The sequence below is a fragment of the Halomonas sp. I1 genome (assembly GCF_032334135.1).
Classification (GTDB): domain Bacteria; phylum Pseudomonadota; class Gammaproteobacteria; order Pseudomonadales; family Halomonadaceae; genus Halomonas.
Genome location: NZ_JAVXUS010000006.1, coordinates 59,733 through 85,541 on the forward strand (window position 1 = coordinate 59,733; position 25,809 = coordinate 85,541).

Here is a 25,809-nt window from a genome sequence, read left to right on the forward strand (position 1 = left end):
CGGATTCGTTTCGCCAAGCCTACTGCCGGCAGGCGGGGCTGTCATCCAGCGGGAGCACTCATGGCAAAAACGGCCTTCGACACCCTCCGTGCCCTGGCCATCGCCAGCCAGGCCCTAGGCTTCATTCTCATCATTACCCTGGAAACCGTGATGGGCGATGCGGCGCGTGTCTGGCAGGGCTGGACCCTGGCGGCCATGGTGGTGGCCGCCCTGTGGATCGCTCTGGTGCGCCTTTATCGGCGCAACAAGGCGCGCAAGCGGCGTGATATGTCGTGAGGGCGATGCCCGGCGAGCCCTCTCAAGCGTTCAACGGCAGGTAGACATGCTCGTAGCCGATCGAGCCTGCCACGCCGATCAGCAGGACCGCCATGACCCGGTTGAGGGTCTTGAAGACGCGCGGATTCCCGAGGCGTCGGCCGGCCAGGAAGCCCGCCAGGGCATAGCTGCCGGGGGCGCCGGCGGCCAGCACGGCAAGGCCCAGAGAGACGAACAGCAGTGCAGGCCCTTCGATGCCCGCATGAGGAAACTGGAGTGTCGCGATGGGCAGGGTGGCCAGCAGCCCCTTGGGGTTCATCAACTGCATGACGAGGCCATCGCGAAAGCGTAGCCGGGTGCCTCGGGACGTTCCGTCGATGCTGACGTCGGATCGCATGACCTTGAGGGCCAGGTAAGCGATATAGGCGCATCCCAGGGCGCTGATCACCAGCAGGGCATCGCCGCGCACCCAGCGCGCGCCCACCCAGCCGAACAGCAGCAACAACAGCAGCATGGCCGTGCCGACACCGGCGAAGAACCCCAGTGACGAGGTAAAGCGACCGTTCAGGCCGGAATTCAAGGCAAACAGGTTCACTGGCCCAGGCGTGTACATCACGCCAATGGCATAGGCGAGGATCTCGATCATGATGGGGTCCGGTCAGGCTGTGACGTTGCGCTGGTACTGTCTCGGCGTCATGCCGTAGATGCGCTTGAAGCGACGGTTGAAGTGGCTCAGGTCGGCGAAGCCGTAGCGGTCGACCACGTCGTTGAGCGCGTGGCCCGCATCGAGAGCCGTGCGGGCGGCGTTGATGCGGCAGTTGAGCACGTACTGGTGCGGGGTGATGCCGAACTGCCGTCGAAACAGCCGCAGGAAATGATACTTGGAGAGGTGGGCCGCCTGGCTGATTTCCTCGAGGGACAGGTCATGTTCGGCATGGGCATGGATGAACGCCTTCGCCCGCTCCAGCAACTTGTCGGTGCGCCCCGCTGACACCTCCATGTCCAGGTTGCCGGTCCGCTGGACCAGTCGGGCGGCGATCCGGTAGAGCGAGTACTCCTGGTCGATGCGGCTGCCCGTATCGGTATCGATCCGCCGGGCGAGGTCGAGGATCTCGCCACGCAGCGTACCGTCATGGATCAGCGTCTCGGCGGCACGAAAGTGGCTGGCGCCTTCCCGTCCCGCTGCGCTGGCGAACAGCGGCGCGAGTTGTGCAGGGTTCGCGTAGAGCATCACATAGTCGAGGGTATCGTTGCCCCCGGCCTGGCCGTCGTGCACCTCATCCGGATTGAACTCGATGATGGTGCCCGGGCGGCTGCGGTGATACTCGCCACCGCTGAAGAAGTCCTGGCGACCGGCCAGGGTCACGCCGAAGGCATACTCCTCGTGGGCGTGGCGATCATAGCTGAAGTCGCTCATTGCGGCGCGCAGCATGGTGAGCCCTGGCACATGCCGGCTTCTGGTGAAGCGAAACTGGCTCTGTTGCGTCACGGTCGCACCTCCTCGGGCGGCGTCTGTGCCCTTTACGCCACCACTGTAGCGCCACTCGGCCGCCAGGGCTTGGACAGAATTGCGCAACTCACGCCGATTGTCCCGCATGCCGTAAACAGACGGGGCAGTGGCGTCAGGAACGAAGCGGCGACCGGCCGAGGTCATGTGGCCTGTCGACATCGCGCAGCACGCCGGGGTCGTCGACGGGCAGATGATGGCAACGTTCGCGATGGCGTACGAGCAGCTTTTGTGCGCCGTGGTCACCGGCGAGGTTCGACAGTTCGGCCCAGAAGGTGCGGCCGAATAGTACCGGATGGCCCGGTTGGCCATCATGGGTGGGGCGAAGGATGGTGTCATCGCGGGCGTGGGCGAGCAACTCCTCGCTGGTGGCCGGTGCGGTCCAGGGCATGTCGCCGAGCCAGATCGCCAGGGCGCGGCAATGCGCCAGTTCTGGATCGAGGCAGGCGGTGCGAGCGGCATGACCAAGACTGGTACCGAGGCCTCCTTGAATGCTGGAAGGCACACGCCAGTGCGGTACCGATGGCGACAGTCCCAGGGAGGCCGGGGTGTCACCTTCACGCAGGATCAGACGCTGAAGAGGATAGGTGCGCGAGACCGACTCCCGGGTTGCCGCCAGCAAGGGGCGGCCATCGGCGAGGTGGGCGGTGCGCTTGTCACGGCCGAAACGGCGGGAGTGACCGGCGGCCATCACCAGGACTACCACGTCATCGGCGGTCATGGCTGGCGCCCCCGCTCGACGCGGAGGATATCGGCCATGACGGCCAGGGCAATTTCGGCGGGCGTCTTGCTGCCGAGGTCGAGGCCGATGGGCATGCGCAGGCGGGCAATGTCCTCATCGCCGAACCCTCCGGAGCGGCGCAGGCGCTCGGCCCGCGCCGCGGACGTCTGGTGCGAGCCCATCACGCCGATGTAGAAGGCCGGCGTCCTGACCGCCTCGATCATCGCCAGGTCGTCGATGCGCGGATCATGGGCCAAGGCCACCACCGCCGTGCCGCCATGGCTGGCTTCGGGAATCAGGCTGGATGGCAGACGCGGGACGGCCTGAACGCCCTCGATGTCGAAGGTGCGACAGGCCTCTTCCCGTGGGTCGCAGACGATGACCTCGAAATCCAGCGCGCGAGCGAACTCGGCGCAGAAACGCGTCACCGGGGAGATGCCGGCGATGATCAGTCGATGCGTCGGTGCCAGGCGTAGCCGTACGTGGCCGTGGGTGCGTTCAACACGCGGCCCCAGGCCGTCGTCATCGAGCAGACGGGTGGCTCCGTGGTCGAGGGCCACCTCGCGAAGGCGTGACGGAGCGCCGCGCAGAATGTCGCGCATGGCAACGAGCAAGGCCGTGCTGGCCTCGCCGGCCGGGAAGCGCTCGACCAATACCTCCAGCACTCCGCCACAGGGCAGTTGCGGGCCTTGCTCGCCATTATCGCCGTAGCGCACCAGGCGCGGTGCGGCATCGAATTCGCCGCTGGCCAGGCGGGTCAGGAAGTCGTCTTCGACGCAGCCGCCTGACAGCGATCCGGCGTGTTCGCCGTCGCGGGTGGCGGCAAGCAGCGCGCCAGGAGGACGGGGCGACGAGCCGAAGGTCGCCAGCACGGTGCACAGCCAGACGTCGTGCCCCTGGCGTACCCATGACAGGGCCCTTTCCAGGGTGGCGAGATCAAGGGGCGGCATGGGCGTTGTGCTCGCGCAGGTTCGCGACATCCCCCGGAGCGATATCGCCCGGTCGGCCCCCCCAGGTTTCACGCAGATAGTTGCCCAGGTCGGCGAGTTCGTCGTCGCTCAGGTGAGCGGCGAAGCCGGGCATTTCCTGCATGCGGGCGAAGCCGGGAAAGTCGCGGGCTTCAATACCGTCGAGCATTACCCTGAGCAGATTGGTGGGATCCTCGAGGCGCAGGGTGGTGTTGCCGCTCATGGCCACCGCGACCTGCGGCTTGCCCTGGCCATCGCCGCCATGACAGCCGGCGCAGGTGTCGAGATAGGACTGACGCCCGCGACGTGCGGAGTCGCTCAGGGCCTCCAGAGGACGGGGCTCGATGCGCCTGGCCTCGGGCGGAGTGTCGCCGAGCAGGTAGGTTGCCATGGCCGAGAGATCCTCGTCGGTCAGGTATTGGGTGCTGTGATGCATCACCGGAAACATCTCGTTGAACACCGAGCCCTGCGGGCTCATGCCGTGCTTGAGGAAGTGCGCGAGATCGTCGCGGTTCCAGCCGCGGTCGGCCAGTGCCTCGGCCTCGAGGCTGGGGGCGCGGTAGCCGGCCAGGCTACCGCCCTCCAGGTGGCGGTCGAGATCCATGGCGCCGGTCCAGCTGCGGGGCGTATGGCATTCCCCGCAATGCCCCATCGCCTCGACCAGGTATTGCCCGCGTTGCCAGGCGGAGCTCTGTGACGACGATGCGTCCGGCTCCAGGGCATCGGCGTAGATCAGATTCCAGAATGCCACCCCCCAGCGCTGGTTGTAGGGAAAGGAGAGGTCGGTCTCGGGCGCTGCACGGGCAATCGGTTCGCGGCTCATCAGGAACGCATAGATGGCGTCGGCATCCTCGCGACGCATCAGGTGATAGGACGTGTAGGGCATCGCCGGATAGAGCTGTCGCCCGCTCGGTGTCTCGCCCTCGGTCAAGGCATGATAGAAGTCATCGGCACTGTATTCGCCGATGCCATAATCCGGGTCGGGCGTGATGTTGGTGCCGTAGATGGTGCCGAAGGGCGAGGCGATGGGCACGCCGCCGGCGAAGGGGGCGCCTCCCTCGGCGGTGTGACAGGCCGCACAGTCGGCGGTGCGCGCCAGATAGCGGCCGCGCTCGATGAGCGAGTCATCGTCGGCCGCCTGGGTCGTCAGGCCGGGCACCAGCAGTATTCCGATCAGCAAGCGTCGCATTCAGCCCTCCTTGACCAGTCCGAGTTCCTCGATGGCCGACTTCGCGGCCTGGTAATAACGCACATAGCCGGTGCAGCGGCAGATATGGTGGCCAAGCGCCCGGTCGATGGTGGCCTCGAGATCGGCTCGCGCCACCGGCTCGCGCTCCAGGCGTTCCACCAGCACCGTGGCGGCATTGACGAATCCGGGCGCGCAGTAGCTGCACTGAAAGGCGAAATGATCGACGAATTTCCGCTGGATCGGGTTCAAGGCGACGATGTCGCCGTCATCGCCGCGTTCTGCGTGACCCTCGATGGTGCGGATGCGCTTGCCGTTAAAGAAGTGGGCGCCGGTGATGCAGATGCGCATCTCCTCGCTGGTGCCGTCATCGTGATCGAGGATCACCACGCAAGCACGGCAGATGCCCTGACCGCAGCCGAGCCGCGAACCAGTGAGGCCCTGATATTCGTGGAGGAAGTCGATCATCATCAGATCGTCCGGTACTTCCACGGGACCGACGGCCTGGCCGTTGATCGTCAGACGCAGGGGGCGGGTGGAAAGCTCAGCCATGGAGGGCCTCCTTGATGCGTTCAGGCGTCACGGGCAGGTCACGGAATCGTTGGCCGGTGGCGTGGGCCAGGGCGTTCACGATGGCGCCGACGATGGGAATCATCACCACCTCGCCCATGCCCTTGGCGGGATCGGTATCGGAGAGTGGCGGCAGGATTTCGCTGCCCTGGTTCCAGACCGCACAGTGGCGGGCGAGCGGTACCTGGTAGCGGTTGAAGTTCCAGCTGCCGTTGCCGGGCCCGTCTTCGTAGAGCGGCATCTCTTCGAGCAGGGCGTGGCCGATGCCCATGGCGATGCCGCCCTCGAGCTGGCCCTTGACCAGTTCGGGGACGATCGGCTTGCCGCACTCCACCCAGGAGTAGTGTTCGAGGATATCGACCTCGCCGCTGCCCTTGTTGACACGAAGGTCGACCAGGGTGGCGACCGGGCTGTAATAGGTGACGTGGGCGTTGTTGAGCTGTACGTCGGGGTAGCGGACGTTGCGCCGGTCGAGCAGGTGGTAGTCGTCGTCGCCGTACTTCACTGCCACCGCGTCGAGAGGCAGGCGCGGAGCTTCGTCGCCCAGCGGGAACTCGGCACTGGCCCAGCTCCAGCGGTTGAAGGCATGCACGCTGGCGGCGGTGACCAGGCCCATTTCGTGAGCCTTGGCGGCGAGTTTCGCCAGGGGGATCGGCGTCATGCCTCTGGCGGTGAGGTGCCCTTCGACCCAGCGGGCATCCTCGAGGCGCACCACATAGGGATTGGCCTGGCCTCCGTAGATGCCCTGTCCCCAGATCGACAGCGCCGCGGGCCACAGGCCATGTCGGAATACCAGGCGTGCCGCCTCGCGGGTGGCGTGACTGGAGTAGTAAGCGGAGTTGGACGCCGAGGAGGGCGAAGCGAGCCGAGGGGTCCAGCGCGGATTACGGCTCAGGCGATCCTGTTCGGCCTGCTGCATGGTATAGGGGTTGCCGCTGGTCTCGAGCGCCAGCTCCGGCCAGTCGGTTTCGCCGGTCTTGATGTCGTCGGCCGGCCGACCGAGGAAGTCGACCACGTTCATGGCCTGGGATGTGGCAGTGCCGGTTCCCATGTCGATGGCGATCTGGCGCAGCCGGATGCGCCCCTCGGCGTCGATCTCGACGCTGGCCATGGGCGCCTCGGCGCCGGTGCCGAAATCCTTGTGGCTGATCGCGAAGCCGGTGCCGTAGAGATGGTCGGGATCCTCGGCCTGGCGTTTGTCGCGGCGCTCGGTGCGTTCCTTCCAGAGGGGATGGCGCTCGGCCTTGTCGAGCATCTCACCGACCCGGATGGCGCCGCCGGGGATCGCTCCCTGGGTGTTCTTCATGCCGGCCTCGAGCACATTGGCGCGGCGCAGCTCGATGGGGTCGACGTCGAGGCGCTCGGCGAGTTCATCGACCATCATCTCGGTGGCGGCCATGGTCTGCAGGGTGCCGTAGCCTCGCATCGAGCCGGCTTCCACGGCCCGGGAGGGGTAGGCGGTGGTGGCCAGGTCGCTGCGAGGCAGGTAGTAGACCGACTGGGCGGCGGTGGCGCCGACCGCTGCCACCGAGGCGCTGTAGTTGGCTCGACCGCCGCCGTTGACGTCCATGTGGGCGCGGAAGATCTGGAATTTCAGGGAGTCCCGGTCCACCGCCAGGCGATAATCCATATCGAAGGGGTGGCGTTTGATGCCGCTCTGGAACTGCTCGAAGCGATCATTGGCCAGGCGCACCGGGTGACCGTCGCCATACAGGGCGGCGATCACCGCATAGTAGACGAAGATATTGTGGTCCTTGGAACCGTAGCCCACGGTGTAGCCAGGGTGGACATTGAGGTGGCGGACGTCGAAGCGCGAACCCTCGAGCATCCTTGCCGTCTCGTGGGCCGACTCGAAGGGGCACTGGGTGGCGACCACGAAATTCAGGGTGCCGGTGTCGGGGTCGAGCCAGCCGTTGCCATTGTCCGGCTCCAGTGCGGCCGGCTCGATGTAGGGCGTGGTGTAGCGCGCCTGGAAGACTTCCCAGTTGTCGGGAGGGTCGTCCAGCGTGTCCTGCATGCGCCGGGCGTGATAGACCCCTTGTTCGCCGATGTCGCCATTGAGGCTGGGATCGTCGGGCCACACTGGGCGGCGATTCTTGATGGTGGGGAAAAGGTCGCTGTCCTTGAGGCTGGAGAAGACGTCCGGATCGTAGGGCGTGTCCCCGCCGACGCGCACGTAGCGGAAGCTTCCGTAGGGCGGGCGTTCGACCTCGCCGGTCCTGGCGCCGTAGCGGATCAGGTCGTCGCGGAACTGCAGGGCGTTCTTGGCCGCGCGATAGCGTGCGAAATCATGCCAGATCAGTATGGCGACCGGATGCCCGAGAAAAAGCGGCGTCTTGCCTTCGGGCAGAAGCGGATCCGGGCCATGGCTTTCCGGAAATCCGACCCCGTCCTGCTCGAGGTCGGCGGAAGTGACGATGCGATCCGGTTGCAGGCCGTCATCCAGCAGGGAGAGGTCGAAGCCCTGGTAGGGGCGGTCGGCACGGGTCGCCTTGAGCAGCATGGCGTGGCTCTGCTGCTGTGGCCAGCCAGGCATGTCCCGGGCACGAATGTCGCGGGCGAAGACCTTGGCACCGCTGACCTTGCTGATGGCATCGATGCGAAAGTGTGCCCCTGATGGGGAGGCCCACTGGTCGCGAGCGGCAGTGACTCGGGGCTCGAAGAGCGCCGCGAAGGCGCGACTTCCCAAGGGCGCGACGGTAATGCCGATACCGGTGGCGCTGCCTTTCAGGAAGGCGCGACGCGAGAGGCGAGGGTACTTCATGGTCGTCCCCATTGCGGTGGCTGGACACGGTGCTGGGCGGTGTTATGTCGTTATCGTGGTCATCGTACTTTGTAGCAGGCTAATTGACCAGTTGGACAGTTTTTGGGCAGGGCTGGAACACTCCAGCTAGGTGGCCGGTGCTGCTGTCCATGAAATGAGCGTAGGGAAGGAGGCGGCCGGCCCGCAACTCGAATGCGGCGAGCCAGGCAGGTGACAGAACGATGTCGTCGAGATGTCAGTTGAGTGTCGTTTTCTGCATAACATGCTGATTTTTCTACCTGAAAATCTGGTTCTGGATGCGTGACGCCGTCGGGCGGGAGTGTAAATGTCACGCAATCGACATTGTCTAGACAAGTCGCTTTCATCTTGAGCCACGACACTGGGCGCCATTCCAAGAGGAGAGGCGTCATGTCGATTCCCAACATCATCGTCGAACGACTGAGCAAGACCTTCGGTCGACAAGCGGTCCTTCGCGACATTGGCTTCGAGATACAGCGTGGCGAGATGGTCGCGTTGATCGGGCCCTCCGGTTCCGGCAAGTCGACGCTGTTGCGTCACCTGGTCGGTCTGACCCAGAGCGACCGAGACGGGCTCGGTCGTGTGCGTCTTCAGGGGCGAGACGTTCAGGCCGGCGGTCGACTGATGCGTGGTACCCGGGCACAGCGCTGCCGTACCGGCTACATCTTTCAGCAGTACAACCTGGTGGGGCGCCTCAGCGTGTTCACCAATGTGCTGGTCGGTCGGTTGGGCAGCCTGCCGCGTGGACGTGCCCTGCTCGGACGCTTCACCGCCGACGAGAAGGCCATGGCCCGTCGTGCTCTGGCGCGGGTCGGCCTTGAATCCCTGGCGGAGCAACGTGCCAACACCCTGTCCGGCGGGCAGATGCAGCGGGTGGCCATCGCCCGTGTGCTGATGCAGGACGCCGAGGTCATTCTCGCCGATGAGCCCATCGCTTCGCTCGACCCTCGCAGCGCTCAGGAGGTGATGGGAATTCTCCAGCGAATCAATGCCGAGGATGGGCGCACCGTGGTGATCACGCTTCATCAGGTGGATGTCGCACGGCGCTTCTGTGCACGTGCCATCGCCCTGAAAGAAGGGCGACTGTATTTCGACGGTCCCATCGGCGAACTGACCGATACCCGTCTCACCGCCTTGTACGAGAACGCCGGGCTCGACGAACTCAAGTCTCGTGTTGCCCCCGCCGACCTCACGGCGCCTGTCGGCGCCCTGGGATGAACCTTCCCAAGTGTCACCATCGAGGAGATAGACCATGCCACTGACATCCTTCCGTCGCCTGACCCTGCCACTGATCGTCGGCCTCGGGCTGTTGGGCAGTCAGGTCGCCGCCGCCGAGGGCGAGCCGCTCAAGTTCGGAATCATTTCCACCGAGTCGAGCCAGAACCAGGCGCCGCTCTGGGATCCTTTCCTGGACGATCTGTCCGAGGCGCTGGACCGTCCAGTCGAGCCCTTTTTCGCCACCGATTACGCTGCCGTGATCCAGGCCATGCGCTTCGATCAGATCGACCTGGCCTGGTATGGCAACAAGTCAGCCATGGAAGCCGTGGATCGTGCCGGTGGCGAAATCTTCGCCCAGACCGTGGCGGCCAACGGAGCGCCTGGCTATTGGAGCCTGATGATCACGCACCAGAACAGCGAGCTGGATAACGTCGACGAGGTCCTGGCCAATGCCTCGGAGCTGGTCTTCGGCAATGGCGATCCGAACTCCACCTCCGGCTTTCTGGTGCCCGGTTACTACATCTTTGCCAAGAACGGCGTCGATGCGTCTACCGCCTTCAAACGTACCCTCAACTCCAGTCACGAGACCAATGCTCTGTCGGTGGCCAGCGGCCAGGTGGATGTCGCCACCTTCAACACCGAGAGCATGGAGCGCCTGGAAGAGGTTCACCCGGACAAGGCTGAGCAGCTCAAGGTGATCTGGAAGTCGCCGTTGATCCCGTCCGATCCGCTGGTATGGCGCGAGGACCTGCCCGAAGCGCTCAAGACCGAACTGCGTGACTTCCTCTATGCCTACGGCGAGACCGACGAGCAGCAGGCAATCCTCGAACCGCTGCAGTGGTCCGGCTTCGCGCCTTCCACCAACGATCAACTGCTGCCGATTCGTCAGCTCGAACTGTTCAAGCAGCGTGCCCAGGTGGAAGCCGACGACAGCTTGTCTGCCGAACAGCGCGAGACTCGTCTGGCGGAACTGGACGCCCGGTTGGAAGAGCTGAATGCGCGCCTCGAGGCTGTCGAAGCCGAGAAGGATGCCAATACTACCGCCATGGCGACCCAGTAACCCGCGTGACAACGGGGAGGGGCACTCCCCTCCCTCGGGAGTTTTCTGATGAATTCGTCTTCCACTCTGAGCGCGCCGAGCGGCAAGCGTAGCTGGGTCAACCTGCTCGGCTGGGCCCTGGTGATCGCTGTACTCAGCTGGTCCTGGCATGGCGTGGGTATGCAACCCGGGCTGTTGGTCGTCAACGCCGGCAATATGGCCGAACTGGCCGGCGACTTTGTGCCACCGGCGATGGGCAACCTGGGGCACTACATCGATCAGATGCTGGTGACCATCCAGATCGCCATCTGGGGCACTCTACTGGCCGTGCTGGTGGCGATTCCGACCAGTCTGCTGTCCTCCGAAAACTTGACGCCATGGTGGATCCACCACCCGATACGCCGACTGATGGACGCCTGCCGCGCCATCAACGAACTGGTCTTCGCCATGCTTTTCGTGGTGGCCGTGGGGCTCGGCCCCTTTGCCGGCACACTGGCGCTGTTCGTTCACACCACCGGCGTGCTCGCCAAGTTGTTCTCCGAGGCCGTGGAGGCCAGCGAGGCCGGCCCCATGGAAGGCATACGGGTGACCGGGGCAGGGCGCATCGAGGAGATCGTCTTCGGCCTGATCCCTCAGGTATTGCCGCTGTGGATCTCGGTGAGCCTGTATCGCTTCGAGTCGAATATTCGTTCGGCCACGGTGCTCGGCATGGTCGGTGGTGGCGGGATCGGTGTGGCGTTGTGGGAGACCATGCGCGGTTTCCAGTACGCCGAGACGGCCACCATCATGCTGGTGATCATTACCGCCGTGACGCTGCTCGACATGGCATCGCAGAAACTGCGCAAGCGCTTCATTTGAGGCAGCAACGACGCGATGGCGTTCTTTTCAGGAGTCAAGATGTCTAGACAAATCGCCGAGCCTCGCTACCGCACTCTCGCCGATATCCTGGCCCGTGAGGTGCGCGCCGACTTCACCCCCGGCGAGCTCTTGCCCGCCGAAGCGCAGCTGGCCAGGCGTTTCGGGGTCAACCGCCATACCGTGCGACGTGCCCTGGACGAACTGGTCGCTGCCGGACTGGTCACCCGACATCAGGGGTGGGGCACTCAGGTGGTCGATCGGCGCCTGGACTACACCCTCAATGCCGGCAGCAAGGTGACCCACAACCTGGCCGAGCAAGGGCTGGCGACCGAAGCTCGCTGCCTCGATCAAGGGATGCTCCGGCCTCCCGAGGGCATCGCCCGGCGTTTCGGATATGCCACGGACGACAGGTTGCTGTGTGTCGACACGCTGCGCCATGTCGATGGTTCGCCACTGATGCGGTTGCGTCACTGGTTCGACCCGATACGGGTGCCGGGCTGGCTGGACCGCTATCGGGGCGGTTCCACCCGCGCGCTGCTCGATCAGCACTATGGCCTGCGGCTGCGCCGGCGGCGCGTTCGCCTGGAGGCGCTGCTGGCCGATACCGATGATACACGCCTGCTGCAATGTCCTCATCGGGCGCCCTTGCTGGCGCTGACCAGCGACAACGTCGATGCCGACGGTGTCCTGGTGGAGGTGTCGGTCGGCCGTGCCCGGGCCGACCGGCTGGCCTACCACATCGATTTCGACCACCCCCTTTCCCCGACGGACCCCGACGAGGTTTCTTCATGAACCAGACGCAACGTCACCGCATACTGGCGCTGACGCCTCGCGAGCGCCTCGAGGCGCTCTGGGACGAGCTCGCCATCGCGGTCGAACACCGCTGCGTGCGTGGCCCCGAGACCGGTATGGCCATGGTGCGCGGCCGAATGGGCGGCACCGGCAATGCCTTCAATCTCGGCGAGATGACCCTGACACGCGCCAGCGTGGTGATCGATGACGGCTCTCCGAGCGGTGGCTCGCTCGGCCATGGCTGGGTCGCCGGTCGCGACCGGCGGCACGCGGAACTGATTGCCCTGGTGGATGCCTGTGCACGTCGCGAGGCTTGGGGCGCGCGCATCGAGGCCGAACTGCTCGGCCCGCTCACCCGGGAACTCGAGGCGGTACGCGAGACGGACTCACGCACCGCCGCGGCCACTCGGGTGAATTTTTTCACGATGGTACGAGGCGAATGAGGACGAGGCGAATGACGATGCTCTGGAATGCCTTTCCCGATCCCGTCCAGGACGGACAACGCCAGTTCCGGCGTGTGCTGTCGACGATGGCCGAACCGGGCACGCTGCAGCGGGTCGAGGGCCCGCTGCCGCCGGAGGAAGCGGCTATCGGCCCAGCGCTGTGGTCGACGCTGCTGGCGTTGTGCGACCTGGACACCCGGTTGTGGATCGCTCCGGACCTGGAGGCTGGCGGTTTGCGCGATGCTCTGGCTTTCCACACCGGATGCCGATTCACCGAAGTAGCGGCCGAGGCGGATTTTGCCCTGGTCACACCGGCGACATTCGCGGCGTCCGCTCCGGACTTTGCCGAAGGCGACGACCGCTACCCCGACCGCAGCACCACCCTGCTGGTGGTGCTGGACACCTTGCGAGAAGGGCAAGCCTGGCACCTGTCCGGTCCGGGTATCCCCGATACCCGTGGGCTGGAAGTGGGTGAGGCCGCACCGCTGATGACACGACTCGCCGCTAACCGTGCCCGTTTCCCATGCGGGTTGGACGCCGTGCTGGCCTGTGGGGACTGGCTGACAGCGATCCCGCGCAGTACCCGTATTGAAGGCGAACGCCTGGAGGAGGAAGACGCATGTATGTCGCAGTGAAGGGGGGCGAACAGGCCATCGCCAACGCGCATCGCTGGCTGGCCGACCGTCGTCGCGGCGACCGCGACCAGACCGAGCTGACGGTCGCGCAGATATCGGGCCAGTTGAGACTGGCCGTCGATCGCGTGATGGCCGAAGCCTCTCTCCATGATCCCGAACTGGCGGCCCTGGCTCTGAAGCAGGCCAGTGGTGACCTGGTCGAAGCGGTATTCCTGCTGCGTGCCTACCGCACCACCCTGCCGAGGCTGGCCGAAACGGTACCCCTGGATACCGCCGAGATGCGCATCGAGCGTCGCGTCAGTGCCACTTACAAGGACATTCCCGGTGGTCAGGTACTCGGCCCGACCCACGACTACACCCACCGTCTGCTCGATTTCATGCAGCTGGCCGAAGGCCGGACGCCCGAGCCAGCCCGCGCCGAGCAGGCACTTGAGGCCTGCCCGCAGATCCTCGAACTGCTCGACGACGAGGGGCTGGTCGAGCGCGAGGAAGACGACGGCGCCGAACCACATGACATCACTCGGGACCCGCCCGACTTTCCGGTCGATCGTGCCACCCGGCTACAGATGCTGGCGCGAGGCGACGAGGGTTACCTGCTGGCACTGGGGTATTCCACTCAACGTGGCTATGGCCGCAATCACCCCTTCGCCGGCGAGATTCGCCTGGGCAGCGTGGAGGTGGAAATCGTCGTCGAGGAATGGGAAGCACCGGTGTGCATCGGTGAGATCGCCATCAGCGAGTGCCAGATGATCAATCAGTTTGCCGGCACCCGGGAGGCGCCGCCTCAGTTCACCCGGGGCTACGGGCTGGCGTTCGGTCACAACGAGCGCAAGACCATGGCCATGGCGCTGGTCGACCGCGCCCTTCGCGGGGAGGAGCTCGGTGAGACGGTTCAGGGGCCGGCCCAGCAGGCCGAGTTCGTTCTGGCCCATGCCGACAGCGTGGATGCCGCCGGCTTCGTTTCCCACCTCAAGCTGCCGCACTACGTGGATTTCCAGTCCGAGCTGGAGTTGCTGCGGCGTCTCCGCCGTGCTCATGGTCAGCCCGACAGCGCCGGGAAGCGCAGCGAGGCGGCCGATGACGGCGTGGAGCAGCAGGGGAAAAGGAGAACCCATGACTCCAGCGAAACCGAGCAGGTGACACAATGAACGGTTACAACTTCGCCTATCTCGACGAACAGACCAAACGCATGATTCGTCGGGGGCTGCTCAAGGCCGTGGCGATCCCCGGCTACCAGGTACCCTTCGGTGGCCGGGAGATGCCCATGCCCTATGGCTGGGGCACTGGTGGCATGCAACTGACCGCCAGCATCCTGGGCGAGAGTGACGTGCTCAAGGTCATCGACCAGGGGGCCGACGACACCACCAACGCGGTCAGCATCCGTGCTTTCTTCGAACGAGTGGCCGGGGTCGAGACCACTACCGAAACCGGCAAGGCCGACATCATCCAGACGCGTCACCGCATCCCGGAGGTGTCGCTGAGACATGACCAGATCCTGGTCTTTCAGGTGCCGATCCCCGAGCCGCTGCGCTTCATCGAGCCCAGCGAGGAAGAGACCCGCCTGATGCACTCTCTGGAAGAGTACGGGGTGATGCACGTCAAACTCTACGAGGACATCGCCCGACATGGCCACATTGCCACGACCTACGCCTACCCGGTCAAGGTCGATGGTCGTTATGTGACCGACCCCTCGCCGATTCCCAAGTTCGACAACCCCAAGCTGCACATGTCGGAGGCGTTGATGCTGTTCGGGGCCGGGCGCGAAAAAAGGCTCTATGCCATTCCACCCTATACCCGAGTCGAGAGCCTGGACTTCGACGACCACCCCTTCGAAGTTCAGCAGTGGGACGAGCCCTGCGCGTTGTGTGGCGCCCGGGACAGCTTCCTCGACGAGGTGATCATCGACGATGCCGGTGGACGCTTGTTCGTCTGCTCGGACACCGACTACTGCCAGAGCCGTCGCGAGGAGGTGGCATGAGGCGACCGCAACTCGAACGTTCCGCGCTGCTCGAAGCGCGTGACATCACCCGTCTGTACGGTCCCGAAAAGGGCTGCGAAGGCATCGATTTTCGCCTGCATGCCGGCGAGGTGCTGGGCATCGTCGGCGAGTCCGGGTCCGGAAAGTCGACCCTGCTGCGCGTGCTGTCCGGGCTGGAAGCCCCGGATGCCGGCCGGGTTGTCTATCATCCGCCTGTCGATCGAGGTGTCGATGAGGTGGCCGAGAACGGCGAGCTGGACCTCTACGCCATCGGCGAGGCGCGGCGTCGGGCCTTGCTGCGCATGGAGTGGGGCCTGGTCCATCAGAATCCGCGCGATGGATTACGCCTGGAGGTCTCCGCCGGGGCCAATGTCGGCGAGCGACTGATGGCACTGGGTGAGCGTCACTACGGACAACTGCGTGCCGCCGGCCAGGACTGGATGTCGCGCGTCGAACTCGACCCGCAGCGTATCGATGATGCTCCCCGGACCTTCTCCGGCGGCATGCAGCAACGCCTGCAGATCGCGCGCACTCTGGTGACGCGGCCGCGTCTGGTGTTCATGGACGAGCCTACCGGTGGACTCGATGTCTCGGTGCAGGCGCGTCTGCTCGACATGTTGCGCACCCTGGTCCGCCAGCTCGGGCTCTCCGTGGTGCTGGTCACCCATGATCTGGCGGTGGCGCGGTTGCTGGCCCATCGCTTGATGGTGATGCGCCGAGGCCGGGTCGTGGAAGCCGGCCTGACCGACCAGATCCTCGATGACCCCCAGCATGCCTATACCCAGTTGCTGGTGTCATCGGTGCTGACGCCCTGAGGAACTCGAGATGAATGCCATGACAACCCCGTTTCTGAGTGTCGAGGCACTCGACAAGACCTTCGTGCTGCACGGCCAGGGAGGAACTCGCCTCGAGGTGATGCGTGACCTGTCGCTGTCCCTGTCACCGGGCGAGTGTCTGGTGCTGGCCGGGCGAAGCGGTATCGGCAAGAGCACTCTGTTGAAGATGCTCCACGGCAGCTATCGAATCACCGGCGGTAGCCTGTGTCTGCACTTCGCGGACGGCGAGCTGGAGCTTGCCGAATTGCCGGCCCATGCCTGGCATACCCTGCGTCGCGATGTGATCGGCTATGTCAGCCAGTTCCTGCGTGTGGTGCCGCGAGTCTGCGCCGTGGAGGTGGTGATGGAGCCCCTGCTGACACGCGGTGCCGACACGGTGGAGGCCCGACAGCTAGCCGAAGCGCTGCTGGCCCGATTGAACCTGCCCGAGCGGCTCTGGTCGCTGCCGCCGGGCACCTTTTCCGGTGGGGAGCAGCAGCGAGTCAATATCGCCCGAGGTTTCATCGGCGAGCACCCCCTGTTGCTGCTCGATGAGCCCACCGCCTCACTGGATGCCGCCAACCGCGATGTCGTGGTCGCCATGATCCAGGAAGCCAAGTCGCGCGGCACCGCCATGCTCGGCATCTTCCATGACGAGGAAGTACGCGAACGGGTCGCCGATCGCTTGCTGCCTCTGGATCGCCACATGCCGGGCCGCACCACCGCACCGACTGTCGAGGAGACGCCGCAATGAGTGCCACCGAACAGATCCTGACCCACGCGCGCCTGATCCTCGACGACGAGGTGGTCGACGGCAGCCTGGTGATCCGCGAGGGGCGCATTGCCGATGTGGATACGGCGCCAAGTCGGGTCGCTGGCGCCCTCGACTGCCAGGGCGACTATCTGCTGCCCGGCCTCGTGGAGCTGCACACCGACAACATGGAGAAGTATTTCCAGCCACGACCCAAGGTAGCCTGGCCTGGCCGCCAAGCGGCCCTGGCCCATGACGCCCAGATGGCCGCCAGTGGTATCACCACGGTGTTCGATGCCGTCTCCATCGGTGATGTGGACGAGCAGAGCATGCGCCATGGTGCTCTGCACGACATGGTGGACGCGCTGTCCGGTATCGTCGGCAGCGGGCTTTCCCGGGTCGACCATCGCTTGCACCTGCGCTGCGAGGTCAGCCATCCGGAGACCCTGACACGCTTCGACGTGCTGGCCGATACGCCGCTGCTCGGCCTGGTCTCACTGATGGACCATGCGCCGGGGCAACGCCAGTTCGCCAGCCTTGCTGCCTATCGAACCTACTATCAGGGCAAGTACGGACTCGATGACCGTACGCTGGAGGACTTCATTGCCACCCAACTGGCCAACAGCGAGCGTTACAGTGGCGAGCACCGACGAGCCATCGCCGGACGCTGTCGAGACCGCGGGCTGGCGCTGGCCAGCCACGATGATGCGACCGTTGCTCACGTCGCGGAGAGTCTGGAATACGGCACCCGAGTGGCGGAATTTCCTACCACCCGCGAGGCCGCCGAGGCCTCCCACCGGCACGACATGGCGGTGATGATGGGCGCGCCCAACGTCGTCCGCGGCGGCTCGCATTCGGGCAATATCGCCGCCAGCGAGCTGGTCGGCATGGGGGTGCTCGATATCCTCTCCTCAGACTACTACCCGGCGGCGTTGCTCGACGCGGTCTTCCGCATTGCGGCTATGGCAGAGGGGTATTCATTGCCGCGCGCCGTGGCCACCGCGACGCGCCGGCCCGCCGCCGCCGTGGGGCTCGACGACCGGGGCCGCCTGGCCAAGGGATTGCGCGCCGACCTGCTGCGGGTCCGGGTGGTCGATGACCACCCCCTGGTGCAGCGGGTGTGGTGCGCCGGCAGGCAGGTGCACTGATGGGACGCCTGGTCTACATGATGGGGGCCAGCGGTGTCGGCAAAGACTCCTTGCTCGATGCCGTGCGTTCGCGGTATCCCGACTGGTTGGTCGCCCATCGTTACGTGACCCGTGACAGCGGCGGCACCGAAAACAGTGTGGCGTTGACGCCGGCGGAGTTCGAGGCGAGGCGTCGCCAGGAATTGTTCTGTCTCACCTGGCGGGCACATGGCCTGGACTATGGACTCGGTATCGAGATCGAAACCTGGCTGGCGCGGGGGAGAACGATACTGGTCAACGGCAGCCGGCGAGCCCTTCCGGAGGCGCGTCGGCGACTTGGCGATACTCTCCTGCCGCTGCTGGTCACCGCGCCCGAGCCGGTGCTCGCCGATCGGTTGCGACGTCGGGGGCGCGAGGGCTCGGCACAGATCGAGGAGCGCCTGGCTCGCCATCGCGAGTTGTCGCGATCACTGCCCGAGGTGGCACGGCTCGACAACGGCGGGGCCTTGGACGACACCCTGGTATCGCTGCGAGAGTGGCTCGTGGCGGAGTGCTCGTCATGAACTTCCGTTTCGTCGGTACCGGCGACAGCGCTCAGGTGCCACGCTTCGGTTGCGACTGCCCTGCCTGTGGTCGGGCGCGGGTGTTGAGCAGCCATCGTCGTGGCGCCTGCTGCGCCGAGGTGCGTGTCGATGGCTATCGTTACCTGCTTGATGCCGGACGCACCGACCTTGCCGACAGCTGCGAGCAGGAGACTCCCGAAGCCATTCTGGTCACGCATTATCATGCCGACCATGTGCAGGGCCTCTTTCACCTGCGCTGGGGCACGGGGACGATGATCCCGGTGTATGGCCCCAAGGATGCCAATGGCTGCGCGGACCTCTATCGCCATCCGGGCGTGCTGGACTTCCGGCCCGGGCTCAAGCCGTTTCGACCCTTGATGTTGCCGGGGCTGACGGTCACGCCGGTACCGCTCAATCACAGCAAGCCGACGCTGGGCTTCTGCCTGGAGGACGGCGGCGGCCGTCTGGCCTACCTGACCGACACCTTGGGCCTGCCCGGTGAGACCGAGCGCTTTCTGCGCGACTGGGGGCCGGATGTGGTGGTACTCGATGCCACGCATCCCTCCACTCACCATGAGCCCCGCAACCACAACAACCTGCCCATGGCCTTGCAGATCATCGAGCGGCTGGGGGCGTCGAGTGCGTATCTGACGCATATCGGCCATGACCTCGATGCCGAATGCATGACAGCGGACATGCCGCTATCTGGCCCGGTGTGGCTGGCGCATGACGGTCTGGAACTGGATGCCGGTGCAATGATGGCGCGCCGCTGCGGGTAGCGGCGCGCGGAGACTCACTGGTCCCAGGCGGGGGCAATCTCGGGGTTGGCGATGCGTTCGCCGCGATCGAGGGTAGCGATCTCGGCCATTTCCTCGTCGCTCAGGGTGATATCCAGGGCCTCGATATTGCGCTTGAGGTTGGTCTCCTTGGTGGAGGACGGGAACGTGACGATGTCCAGCTGGTTCAGCCAGGCGATGGCCACCTGCGCCGGCGTGGCGTCATGGGCCTCGGCGATGCGCTGCAGGGTGGCATCTTCCATCACCTTGCCCACCGCCAGCGGCATGAAAGCCGTCACGGCAATGTCATGGCTCTGGCAATGTGCCACCAGGTTGCGGTTCTGCAGGAAGGGGTGCACCTCGATCTGGTTGGTCAGCAGGGTGCCGGTACCGAGGATGTCCACGGCCTGGTCGATCTGTGCCCGGGTGAAATTGGAAACGCCGATATGGCGGGTCTTGCCGGCCCGCTGGACGTCGCTCAGGGCCGTCAGGTAATCGGCCATCGGCACCTCGTCGCCGGGTGAGGGCCAGTGGATCAGCAGCAGATCGACGTACTCGGTGCCGAGTTTCTCGAGGCTCTCGTCGACGCTGGCCTTGAAGTCGGCCGGCTGCAGCCGGTCGAACCAGACCTTGGTGGTCAGGAAAATGTCCTCGCGGGGCACCTCGCTCGCGGCAATGGCGGCGCCGACGTCGGTCTCGTTGTCATAGAACTGGGCCGTATCGATATGACGGTAGCCCAGCTTCAGGGCGGTATCGATGACGCGGCGCACGGTGTCGCCTTCCAGGCGATAGGTGCCGAGGCCGGGGTTGGGAAGGGGGTGTTGGCTGCTCATGTTCGCTCCGTGCTGTGGGATGTCGACTTGTGGGCGGCGACACCCGGCTAACGACGATGCCTGGGGGGCACTGACGCCAGGATTGATGTGCTGACGGGTTATGTGACTTACGGTTTTCTTGCGTACTTTTACTAATGTGGGTTGGAGGATTCGGCACATCAAGGGGTAAAAGACGTAGTTCTCATACATTCAGCAGCTTGCTTGCGACCATGCCGGCGTCTCGGCGTTTATCCAGCGCACCCGACCAGCGGGTCGCGAACAAGGCCAGGATGGCGATCAGCTCGGCTCGTGTGAGGTGGTCGTCCGGCCTCCATGATGCGCTTCTGATTGTCGTGACAGGCGCTCCAGTTCCTCGAGGTAGCTTTCCAGTACCAGGTTGGGCGGCGCCCCTTTGCGGGTGATGGCACTGTAGTGGGTGAGATAGCGGTACTGCCGAGGATTCAGGGCGCGCATTCGGCCGTCGCGTACCCAGCGTTCGGCGTAGTGGGTCGGCAGGTAACCGAGGTAGCGGCCGGAAAGGATCAGAAAGGCGATGCCTTCACGGTCGGTGGCCGAAGCGGCGGCCTTGAGGGGATCATGAAGTGCCTTGATATCCGGTGTCTGGGCATAGGCGGGCACGATGGCATCGCACTGCGCCAATTGCGCCTCGGTCACGTGCGCTGTCTCGAAGAGAGGGTGCCCCGCGGCGCAGTAGAGCTGCGAGGCTTCCTGATAGAGCGAGCGATACTGCAACCCCGGCAGGGACTTGAGCGTCGGAATCACGCCGGTATGCAGTCGCCCATCCAGCACGGCCAGTTCGATGTCGTTGGGCGGTATCATGCGGATATTGATGCGCACATCCGGGCCGCGTTCCTTGAGTGCGCTCAAGGCATCGGTGATCAGCATCTCGGGCATGGTCACGAGGTTGTCGGTGATGCCGATGTTGAGCTCGCCCTTGAGCCGGGCATGCAGGCCATTGACCCGGGTGCGAAAGCCTTCCACCGAGGCCAGGAGCTGCAGGGTGGCCTCATACACTTCGCTGCCCTCGTCGGTCAGGGCGAAGCCGCTGCGTCCCCGCTGGCACAGGCGCAGGCCGAAGCGTGTTTCCAGGTCGTTCATGGCCATGCTGATGGCGGCACGGCTGATGTTCAGCTCTACTTCCGCAGCGGAAAACCCGCCACACTCCACGACCTTGCGGTAGATCCTCAGCAGGCGAAGGTCGGCATCGCTCACCTGTCCGCCCAGCGCCTCTTTACGGCGTGACATCGTTTCCTGCTCCTTGAAAGCGTCCCTAGCACCGAGATCGCTTGAAAGTTAACTCATATCTTACAGGAAATTAAATACATCTGAGTTTAATTGATCATTAGGCGGGGCTAGCCTTCTTGTCAGAACCTCCATCAAGGTGACTCACGAGAGGGTGTCGTCATGTCGGATCAAAACCTTGCCCGGGCTGCCGGGCTGAGCCCCGAGCAGTTGGATGCCTACTGGATGCCCTACACGGGCAACCGCCAGTTCAAGCGCGACCCGCGTATCATCGTCGGCGCCGAGGGCAGCTACCTGACGGATGCCGAGGGGCGACGCATCTATGATGGCCTCTCTGGTCTCTGGACCTGCGGTGCCGGCCACTGTCGTCCGGAAATCACCGAGGCAGTCAGCCGCCAGCTCGGTGAGCTGGACTATTCTCCGGCCTTCCAGTTCGGGCATCCCAAGGCCTTCGAACTGGCGCATCGCCTTCGAGGACTGACCCCCGCCGGACTGGATCATGTCTTTTTCACCGGCTCCGGCTCCGAGAGCGCCGATACGTCCCTGAAGATCGCGCGGGCTTACTGGCGCAAGAAGGGCAAGCCGGCCAAGACCAAGCTGATCGGCCGCTCCAAGGGCTATCATGGCGTCAACTTCGGTGGCATCAGTCTGGGGGGCATCGGGGCCAATCGCGTGCTCTTCGGCCAGGGGGTCGATGCCGACCACCTGCCCCATACGCTGCTGAAGGACAATGCCTTCACGCGGGGCATGCCCGAGCGCGGTGCCGACCAGGCCGATGAGCTGCTGGAACTGATCGCCCTGCACGATGCCTCCAACATCGCCGCGGTGATCGTCGAACCGCTGGCCGGCTCGGCCGGGGTGATTCCGCCGCCCAAGGGCTATCTACAGCGTCTGCGCGAGATCTGCGATCAGCATGACATCCTGCTGATCTTCGACGAGGTCATCACCGGCTTCGGCCGCATGGGATCGATGACCGGCGCCGAGGAGTTCGGCGTGGTGCCGGACATCCTCAACGTCGCCAAGCAGTTGACCAACGGTGCCGTGCCCATGGGCGGGGTCATCGTGCGCGACGAGATCTATCAGACCTTCATGGAGCAGGGCGGCCCCGACTACATGCTCGAGCTGCCCCATGGCTACACCTACTCGGGCCACCCGGTGGCTTGCGCCGCGGCCCTGGCCGCGCTGGATGTGCTCGAGAACGACCGCCTGATCGAGCGCGTTCGCGAGATGAGCCCGGTCTTCGAAGAGGCGCTGCACGGCCTCAAGGGGGCGCGTTATGTCAGCGACATCCGCAACTACGGTCTTGCCGGGGCCCTGCAGATCGAGCCCTATCCCGGCGAACCGGCACGACGCCCCTTCGAGATCGCCATGAAGTGCTGGGAGAAAGGCTTCTATGTGCGCTACGGCGGCGACACCATCCAGCTCGGCCTGCCGTTCATCGTAGAACGCGAGGAAATCGACCGGCTCATCAACGCACTGGGCGACGCGCTCGCGGAGCAGGGTTGAACGGCACAGTCGTGGTGGCAAACGAGGGGCGCCGGGGACGGGGCGAAGAGGAGGTCTTTTGCCATGGATGGCAAAAGTAGCCCCCAGGGAAGGGTTCACGGCGCCTCCTCGCAGCCCCGTCGACGGATCAGCCCCGAGTACTCCGTCACTGCCGACCACAGTACAGGGCAAACGAACTCAATCCGTAACACTCCCTCAGAGAGGATCCCCATGACCACACTCGGCCATCTGATCAACGGCTCACGCGTCGCCGGTGAAGGGCGCACTCAGGATATCTTCAATCCCTCCACCGGCGAGGTCGGCGGCCAGGTGAGCCTGGCCAGCAAGGCCACCGTCGAGGATGCCATCGCCGCCGCCGAGGCCGCCTATCCGGCCTGGAGCAATACGCCGCCCGCCAAGCGGGCTCGCGTGATGTTCAACTTCAAGCAGCTGCTGGAGCAGAACGCCGACGAGATCGCCCGGCTGATCGGCCAGGAGCACGGCAAGATCGTCCACGATGCCAAAGGGGAACTGCAGCGCGGCATCGAGAATGTCGAGTATGCCTGCGGCGCGCCGGAACTGCTCAAGGGCGAGCACAGCAAGAACGTCGGTCCCAACATCGACTCCTGGAGCGAATTCCAGCCGCTGGGCGTGGTCGCCGGCATCACGCCGTTCAATTTCCCGGCGATGGTGCCGCTGTGGATGTATCCGATGGCCATCGCCTGCGGCAACACCTTCGTGCTCAAGCCTTCCGAGCGCGACCCGACCTCGACGCTCTACATCGCCGAGCTGGCGCTCGAGGCGGGGCTGCCCGCCGGTGTGCTCAACGTCGTCAACGGTGACAAGGAGGCCGTCGACACCCTGCTCGACGATGCCCGCGTGCAGGCCGTCAGCTTCGTCGGCTCCACGCCGATCGCCGAAACCATCTACCAGCGTGCCAGTGCCAACGGCAAGCGCTGCCAGGCCCTGGGCGGTGCCAAGAACCATGCCATCGTGATGCCCGATGCCGACATGGACAATGTGGTCGACTCCCTGACCGGGGCCGCCTTCGGCTCTTCCGGCGAACGCTGCATGGCGCTTTCCGTGGCGGTAGCGGTGGGCGACGAGGCGGCCGATGCCATGATCGACAAGATGCAGGGGCGGATGAAGACCCTCAAGGTCGGCCCCTTCCATGATGCCGAGAACGACTTCGGCCCGGTGATCACCAGGGCTCATCAGGAGAAGGTCTGCGGCTATATCGACAGCGCCGAGCAGCAGGGGGCCAGGGTCGTGGTCGACGGCCGCGGCGTGCAGGTACCCGGCCATGAGGACGGCTTCTACGTGGGCGGCACCCTGATCGACCGCGTGACCCCCGACATGACCTGCTACCAGGAAGAGATCTTCGGCCCGGTGCTGCTGGTGGTGCGCGTCGACTCCATGGAAGACGCCATGCAACTGATCGACGATCACGAGTACGGCAACGGCACCTGCATCTACACCCGCGACGGTGAAGCGGCGCGTTACTTCAGCGACCGCATCCAGGTCGGCATGGTCGGTGTCAATGTGCCGCTGCCGGTGCCGGTCTCCTACCACAGCTTCGGTGGCTGGAAGCGCTCGCTGTTCGGCGACCTCGCCGCCTACGGCCCGGACGCGGTGCGCTTCTACACCAAGCGCAAGACCGTTACCCAGCGCTGGCCATCGGCCGGCGTGCGCGAAGGCGCGCAGTTCTCGTTTCCGTCCTGACCGAACAGCGTCGATGACTGCAAGGTAAGATAATGAAACACGGCCGGACCAGTTCACCTGGTTCGGCCGTTTTCTTCTCCATCAAGCCGGCCCGATCAGGTGCTTGACCTCCAGGTAGGCGGCAAGCCCCCAGGGGCCGAGTTCGCGGCCGATGCCACTGTGCTTGAAACCGCCCCAGCCGGCTTCCGGCATCACCAGCTGTTCGCTGTTGAACCAGATGCTGCCGGCGCGCAGGGCGCGGCCGACGCGGCGGGCACGTTCGGTGTTGCCGGAAATGACGGTGGCGGCGAGCCCGAAGTCGGAGTCGTTGGCCAGTTCGATGGCGTCCGCTTCGCTCTCGACGTTGCGCGCGCAGAGTACCGGGCCGAAGATTTCCTCGCGCCACAGTCGGCTGTCGGTGGGCACGTCCCGATACAGTGTCGGCGCAATGAACTCGCCCTGATCCGGCAGGGTGCGATGCCGGGCGTCGCGTACCGCGACCAGTCCTTCCTCGGCGGCGATGGCCAGATAGGCTTCGACGCTCTGGCGCTGGCGGGCGCTGGTCATGGGCCCCATGTCGGTGTCGTCGCCCAGGGGGTCGCCCAGGCGGATGGCGTCGATGCGCCGACCCAGGGCGTCGTACAGGGCGTCGGCCAGCGAGTGGTGGACGATCAGTCGTGAGGTGGCCGAGCAGATCTGGCCGCTGTTGAAGTAGATGCCGGCCATCACCCAGTCGGCGGCCTGCTCCACCTCGGCGTCGTCGAGCACCAGGATCGGCGACTTGCCGCCGAGCTCCAGGGAAACGCCGCGAATGCCCTCGGCGGCGGCGTGCATCACCTTCTCGCCCACCGCGTTGCTGCCGGTGAAGGACAGCTTGTCGATGCCGGGATGCGCGGTGAGCGGGGCGCCGATGCCCTCGCCGTCGCCGTGTACCAGGTTGAGCACGCCGGCGGGCAGGTCGATGGCCTCGGCGATCTCGGCCAGGGCCTGCTCGGGCAGCGGGGTGACTTCCGAGGGCTTGAAGACCACCGTGCAGCCGGCGGCCAGCGCCGGGGCGATCTTCCAGGCGCTGGTCACCAGCGGGAAATTCCAGGGCGTGATCAGTCCGACCACGCCGGCCGGGTCCTCGTAGGTACGTGCCGCGACGCCGTCCATGCCGTGTTCCACCAGGCGTCCCTGGCGTGCCTCCAGAGCCCGGGCCTGGCCGGCATAATAGCGATAGCAGGCGATGGCGTCGTCCAGGTCGATGGCGGTTTCGGCCAGTGCCTTGCCGTTGTTGGTGGACGAGAGCCGCATCAGCGCCTCGCGTCGCTGTTCCAGGTGTGTGGCCAAGGTCTCGAGATAGGGCGCGCGGCCATTGCCACCGAGTGCCTGCCAGGCCGGTTGGGCCCGCCGGGCGGCGGTCACCGCAGCGTCGACGTCGGCCGGGTCGCCGGCAGTGACGTCGGCGATCTGCCGTTGCTGGTAAGGATCGGTCACCGCCAGGCGGCGTTGGCCCTGGCTTTCGATCCACTGATTGTCGATGAACTGCTTGGTCAGGCGTTGCATGGGAAAGCTCCGAATC

At 65.3% G+C, this 25,809-nt stretch carries 26 protein-coding genes; 16 read left to right on the forward strand and 10 right to left on the reverse strand.

Annotated features, from left to right (window positions below):
• Positions 1 to 60: 60 nt before the first annotated feature.
• Positions 61 to 276 (forward strand): hypothetical protein, encoded by a 216-nt coding sequence (locus RSO41_RS09130; protein WP_285919114.1) that lies wholly within the window; start codon positions 61 to 63, stop codon positions 274 to 276.
• 22 nt (positions 277 to 298) lie between these two features.
• Here RSO41_RS09130 and RSO41_RS09135 read toward each other — a convergent pair whose 3' ends face one another.
• From RSO41_RS09135 to RSO41_RS09165, 7 genes are all read right to left on the reverse strand, one after another.
• Positions 299 to 901, reverse strand: coding sequence for a LysE family translocator (locus tag RSO41_RS09135; protein ID WP_315618785.1), 603 nt, complete (start codon positions 899 to 901; stop codon positions 299 to 301).
• Between the two features lie 12 nt (positions 902 to 913).
• Complete coding sequence (locus RSO41_RS09140) at positions 914 to 1,744, reverse strand: AraC family transcriptional regulator (RefSeq protein ID WP_315618786.1); 831 nt, start codon at positions 1,742 to 1,744, stop codon at positions 914 to 916.
• A gap of 133 nt (positions 1,745 to 1,877) precedes the next feature.
• Complete coding sequence (locus RSO41_RS09145) at positions 1,878 to 2,483, reverse strand: nucleotidyltransferase family protein (RefSeq protein WP_315618787.1); 606 nt, start codon at positions 2,481 to 2,483, stop codon at positions 1,878 to 1,880.
• A complete protein-coding gene (locus RSO41_RS09150) occupies positions 2,480 to 3,433 on the reverse strand; it encodes an XdhC family protein (RefSeq protein WP_315618788.1) in 954 nt (317 codons plus the stop codon). The genes RSO41_RS09145 and RSO41_RS09150 overlap by 4 nt, the downstream gene beginning before the upstream one ends.
• Complete coding sequence (locus tag RSO41_RS09155) at positions 3,420 to 4,640, reverse strand: cytochrome c (protein WP_315618789.1); 1,221 nt, start codon at positions 4,638 to 4,640, stop codon at positions 3,420 to 3,422. The genes RSO41_RS09150 and RSO41_RS09155 overlap by 14 nt, the downstream gene beginning before the upstream one ends.
• Positions 4,641 to 5,189, reverse strand: a complete 549-nt coding sequence (locus RSO41_RS09160; RefSeq protein ID WP_315618790.1) for a (2Fe-2S)-binding protein — start codon at positions 5,187 to 5,189, stop codon at positions 4,641 to 4,643.
• On the reverse strand, positions 5,182 to 7,971 hold the full coding sequence (locus RSO41_RS09165) for a xanthine dehydrogenase family protein molybdopterin-binding subunit (RefSeq protein WP_315618791.1): 2,790 nt from the start codon (positions 7,969 to 7,971) through the stop codon (positions 5,182 to 5,184). Before RSO41_RS09165 ends, RSO41_RS09160 begins: the two co-directional genes overlap by 8 nt.
• 408 nt (positions 7,972 to 8,379) lie before the next feature.
• Here RSO41_RS09165 and phnC point away from each other — a divergent pair, with 408 nt between their 5' ends.
• Genes phnC through phnP form a run of 13 tightly spaced genes read left to right on the forward strand, consistent with a single transcriptional unit; the run spans position 8,380 to position 18,987 of the window.
• On the forward strand, positions 8,380 to 9,207 hold the full coding sequence (phnC, locus tag RSO41_RS09170; RefSeq protein WP_315618792.1) for a phosphonate ABC transporter ATP-binding protein: 828 nt from the start codon (positions 8,380 to 8,382) through the stop codon (positions 9,205 to 9,207).
• 34 nt (positions 9,208 to 9,241) lie between these two features.
• A complete protein-coding gene (gene phnD, locus RSO41_RS09175) occupies positions 9,242 to 10,267 on the forward strand; it encodes a phosphonate ABC transporter substrate-binding protein (protein ID WP_315618793.1) in 1,026 nt (341 codons plus the stop codon).
• A 48-nt stretch (positions 10,268 to 10,315) separates the two neighbouring features.
• Positions 10,316 to 11,104 (forward strand): phosphonate ABC transporter, permease protein PhnE, encoded by a 789-nt coding sequence (phnE, locus tag RSO41_RS09180; protein ID WP_315618794.1) that lies wholly within the window; start codon positions 10,316 to 10,318, stop codon positions 11,102 to 11,104.
• A gap of 39 nt (positions 11,105 to 11,143) precedes the next feature.
• Complete coding sequence (phnF, locus tag RSO41_RS09185; protein WP_315618795.1) at positions 11,144 to 11,896, forward strand: phosphonate metabolism transcriptional regulator PhnF; 753 nt, start codon at positions 11,144 to 11,146, stop codon at positions 11,894 to 11,896.
• The gene (gene phnG / locus RSO41_RS09190; protein ID WP_315618796.1) at positions 11,893 to 12,339 is read left to right on the forward strand and encodes a phosphonate C-P lyase system protein PhnG; all 447 of its coding nucleotides are present in this window, start codon (positions 11,893 to 11,895) and stop codon (positions 12,337 to 12,339) included. The genes phnF and phnG overlap by 4 nt, the downstream gene beginning before the upstream one ends.
• Positions 12,340 to 12,350: 11 nt before the next feature.
• Positions 12,351 to 12,974, forward strand: coding sequence for a phosphonate C-P lyase system protein PhnH (phnH, locus tag RSO41_RS09195; protein WP_315618797.1), 624 nt, complete (start codon positions 12,351 to 12,353; stop codon positions 12,972 to 12,974).
• Positions 12,959 to 14,122: a carbon-phosphorus lyase complex subunit PhnI gene (locus RSO41_RS09200; protein WP_315618798.1), complete on the forward strand. Its 1,164-nt coding sequence runs from the start codon at positions 12,959 to 12,961 to the stop codon at positions 14,120 to 14,122. Before phnH ends, RSO41_RS09200 begins: the two co-directional genes overlap by 16 nt.
• Positions 14,119 to 14,952: an alpha-D-ribose 1-methylphosphonate 5-phosphate C-P-lyase PhnJ gene (locus RSO41_RS09205; RefSeq protein WP_315618799.1), complete on the forward strand. Its 834-nt coding sequence runs from the start codon at positions 14,119 to 14,121 to the stop codon at positions 14,950 to 14,952. The genes RSO41_RS09200 and RSO41_RS09205 overlap by 4 nt, the downstream gene beginning before the upstream one ends.
• Entirely contained in the window at positions 14,949 to 15,767 is an 819-nt protein-coding gene (phnK, locus tag RSO41_RS09210) for a phosphonate C-P lyase system protein PhnK (protein ID WP_315618800.1), read from the forward strand. Before RSO41_RS09205 ends, phnK begins: the two co-directional genes overlap by 4 nt.
• A gap of 19 nt (positions 15,768 to 15,786) precedes the next feature.
• Positions 15,787 to 16,521 (forward strand): phosphonate C-P lyase system protein PhnL, encoded by a 735-nt coding sequence (gene phnL / locus RSO41_RS09215; RefSeq protein ID WP_315618801.1) that lies wholly within the window; start codon positions 15,787 to 15,789, stop codon positions 16,519 to 16,521.
• Entirely contained in the window at positions 16,518 to 17,666 is a 1,149-nt protein-coding gene (locus tag RSO41_RS09220; protein ID WP_315618802.1) for an alpha-D-ribose 1-methylphosphonate 5-triphosphate diphosphatase, read from the forward strand. Before phnL ends, RSO41_RS09220 begins: the two co-directional genes overlap by 4 nt.
• Positions 17,666 to 18,208: a ribose 1,5-bisphosphokinase gene (phnN, locus tag RSO41_RS09225; protein WP_315618803.1), complete on the forward strand. Its 543-nt coding sequence runs from the start codon at positions 17,666 to 17,668 to the stop codon at positions 18,206 to 18,208. The genes RSO41_RS09220 and phnN overlap by 1 nt, the downstream gene beginning before the upstream one ends.
• Positions 18,205 to 18,987: a phosphonate metabolism protein PhnP gene (phnP, locus tag RSO41_RS09230; protein WP_315618804.1), complete on the forward strand. Its 783-nt coding sequence runs from the start codon at positions 18,205 to 18,207 to the stop codon at positions 18,985 to 18,987. The genes phnN and phnP overlap by 4 nt, the downstream gene beginning before the upstream one ends.
• Before the next feature lie 14 nt (positions 18,988 to 19,001).
• Here the strand turns inward: phnP and dkgB are convergent, their stop codons facing one another.
• Positions 19,002 to 19,817 (reverse strand): 2,5-didehydrogluconate reductase DkgB, encoded by an 816-nt coding sequence (gene dkgB, locus RSO41_RS09235; protein ID WP_315618805.1) that lies wholly within the window; start codon positions 19,815 to 19,817, stop codon positions 19,002 to 19,004.
• 276 nt (positions 19,818 to 20,093) lie between these two features.
• Positions 20,094 to 21,062 carry a LysR family transcriptional regulator gene (locus RSO41_RS09240; protein ID WP_315618806.1) on the reverse strand — a complete coding sequence of 323 codons (969 nt, stop codon included), beginning with the start codon at positions 21,060 to 21,062 and terminating at the stop codon, positions 20,094 to 20,096.
• Positions 21,063 to 21,221: 159 nt separating this feature from the next.
• Here RSO41_RS09240 and RSO41_RS09245 point away from each other — a divergent pair, with 159 nt between their 5' ends.
• Together RSO41_RS09245 and RSO41_RS09250 are read left to right on the forward strand one after the other, a co-directional pair.
• Positions 21,222 to 22,565 carry an aspartate aminotransferase family protein gene (locus tag RSO41_RS09245; protein WP_315618807.1) on the forward strand — a complete coding sequence of 448 codons (1,344 nt, stop codon included), beginning with the start codon at positions 21,222 to 21,224 and terminating at the stop codon, positions 22,563 to 22,565.
• 210 nt (positions 22,566 to 22,775) lie between these two features.
• Positions 22,776 to 24,266 (forward strand): CoA-acylating methylmalonate-semialdehyde dehydrogenase, encoded by a 1,491-nt coding sequence (locus RSO41_RS09250; protein ID WP_315618808.1) that lies wholly within the window; start codon positions 22,776 to 22,778, stop codon positions 24,264 to 24,266.
• An 81-nt stretch (positions 24,267 to 24,347) separates the two neighbouring features.
• Here RSO41_RS09250 and RSO41_RS09255 read toward each other — a convergent pair whose 3' ends face one another.
• Positions 24,348 to 25,793: an aldehyde dehydrogenase family protein gene (locus RSO41_RS09255; protein ID WP_315618809.1), complete on the reverse strand. Its 1,446-nt coding sequence runs from the start codon at positions 25,791 to 25,793 to the stop codon at positions 24,348 to 24,350.
• Between the last annotated feature and the right edge of the window lie 16 nt (positions 25,794 to 25,809).

What these genes read in the sequence shown, in the direction of transcription:
- phnN (WP_315618803.1), top strand. Translation starts at nt 17,666, where the DNA reads ATGGGACGCCTGGTCTACATGATGGGGGCCAGCGGTGTCGGCAAAGAC.
- RSO41_RS09130 (WP_285919114.1), top strand. Translation starts at nt 61, where the DNA reads ATGGCAAAAACGGCCTTCGACACCCTCCGTGCCCTGGCCATCGCCAGC.
- RSO41_RS09200 (WP_315618798.1), top strand. Translation starts at nt 12,959, where the DNA reads ATGTATGTCGCAGTGAAGGGGGGCGAACAGGCCATCGCCAACGCGCAT.
- phnC (WP_315618792.1), top strand. Translation starts at nt 8,380, where the DNA reads ATGTCGATTCCCAACATCATCGTCGAACGACTGAGCAAGACCTTCGGT.
- RSO41_RS09250 (WP_315618808.1), top strand. Translation starts at nt 22,776, where the DNA reads ATGACCACACTCGGCCATCTGATCAACGGCTCACGCGTCGCCGGTGAA.
- dkgB (WP_315618805.1), bottom strand. Translation starts at nt 19,817, where the DNA reads ATGAGCAGCCAACACCCCCTTCCCAACCCCGGCCTCGGCACCTATCGC.
- RSO41_RS09220 (WP_315618802.1), top strand. Translation starts at nt 16,518, where the DNA reads ATGAGTGCCACCGAACAGATCCTGACCCACGCGCGCCTGATCCTCGAC.
- phnG (WP_315618796.1), top strand. Translation starts at nt 11,893, where the DNA reads ATGAACCAGACGCAACGTCACCGCATACTGGCGCTGACGCCTCGCGAG.
- phnP (WP_315618804.1), top strand. Translation starts at nt 18,205, where the DNA reads ATGAACTTCCGTTTCGTCGGTACCGGCGACAGCGCTCAGGTGCCACGC.
- RSO41_RS09205 (WP_315618799.1), top strand. Translation starts at nt 14,119, where the DNA reads ATGAACGGTTACAACTTCGCCTATCTCGACGAACAGACCAAACGCATG.
- RSO41_RS09240 (WP_315618806.1), bottom strand. Translation starts at nt 21,062, where the DNA reads ATGTCACGCCGTAAAGAGGCGCTGGGCGGACAGGTGAGCGATGCCGAC.
- RSO41_RS09155 (WP_315618789.1), bottom strand. Translation starts at nt 4,640, where the DNA reads ATGCGACGCTTGCTGATCGGAATACTGCTGGTGCCCGGCCTGACGACC.
- RSO41_RS09255 (WP_315618809.1), bottom strand. Translation starts at nt 25,793, where the DNA reads ATGCAACGCCTGACCAAGCAGTTCATCGACAATCAGTGGATCGAAAGC.
- RSO41_RS09145 (WP_315618787.1), bottom strand. Translation starts at nt 2,483, where the DNA reads ATGACCGCCGATGACGTGGTAGTCCTGGTGATGGCCGCCGGTCACTCC.
- phnD (WP_315618793.1), top strand. Translation starts at nt 9,242, where the DNA reads ATGCCACTGACATCCTTCCGTCGCCTGACCCTGCCACTGATCGTCGGC.
- phnL (WP_315618801.1), top strand. Translation starts at nt 15,787, where the DNA reads ATGACAACCCCGTTTCTGAGTGTCGAGGCACTCGACAAGACCTTCGTG.
- RSO41_RS09245 (WP_315618807.1), top strand. Translation starts at nt 21,222, where the DNA reads ATGTCGGATCAAAACCTTGCCCGGGCTGCCGGGCTGAGCCCCGAGCAG.
- phnF (WP_315618795.1), top strand. Translation starts at nt 11,144, where the DNA reads ATGTCTAGACAAATCGCCGAGCCTCGCTACCGCACTCTCGCCGATATC.
- phnK (WP_315618800.1), top strand. Translation starts at nt 14,949, where the DNA reads ATGAGGCGACCGCAACTCGAACGTTCCGCGCTGCTCGAAGCGCGTGAC.
- phnH (WP_315618797.1), top strand. Translation starts at nt 12,351, where the DNA reads ATGACGATGCTCTGGAATGCCTTTCCCGATCCCGTCCAGGACGGACAA.
- RSO41_RS09135 (WP_315618785.1), bottom strand. Translation starts at nt 901, where the DNA reads ATGATCGAGATCCTCGCCTATGCCATTGGCGTGATGTACACGCCTGGG.
- phnE (WP_315618794.1), top strand. Translation starts at nt 10,316, where the DNA reads ATGAATTCGTCTTCCACTCTGAGCGCGCCGAGCGGCAAGCGTAGCTGG.
- RSO41_RS09160 (WP_315618790.1), bottom strand. Translation starts at nt 5,189, where the DNA reads ATGGCTGAGCTTTCCACCCGCCCCCTGCGTCTGACGATCAACGGCCAG.
- RSO41_RS09165 (WP_315618791.1), bottom strand. Translation starts at nt 7,971, where the DNA reads ATGAAGTACCCTCGCCTCTCGCGTCGCGCCTTCCTGAAAGGCAGCGCC.
- RSO41_RS09150 (WP_315618788.1), bottom strand. Translation starts at nt 3,433, where the DNA reads ATGCCGCCCCTTGATCTCGCCACCCTGGAAAGGGCCCTGTCATGGGTA.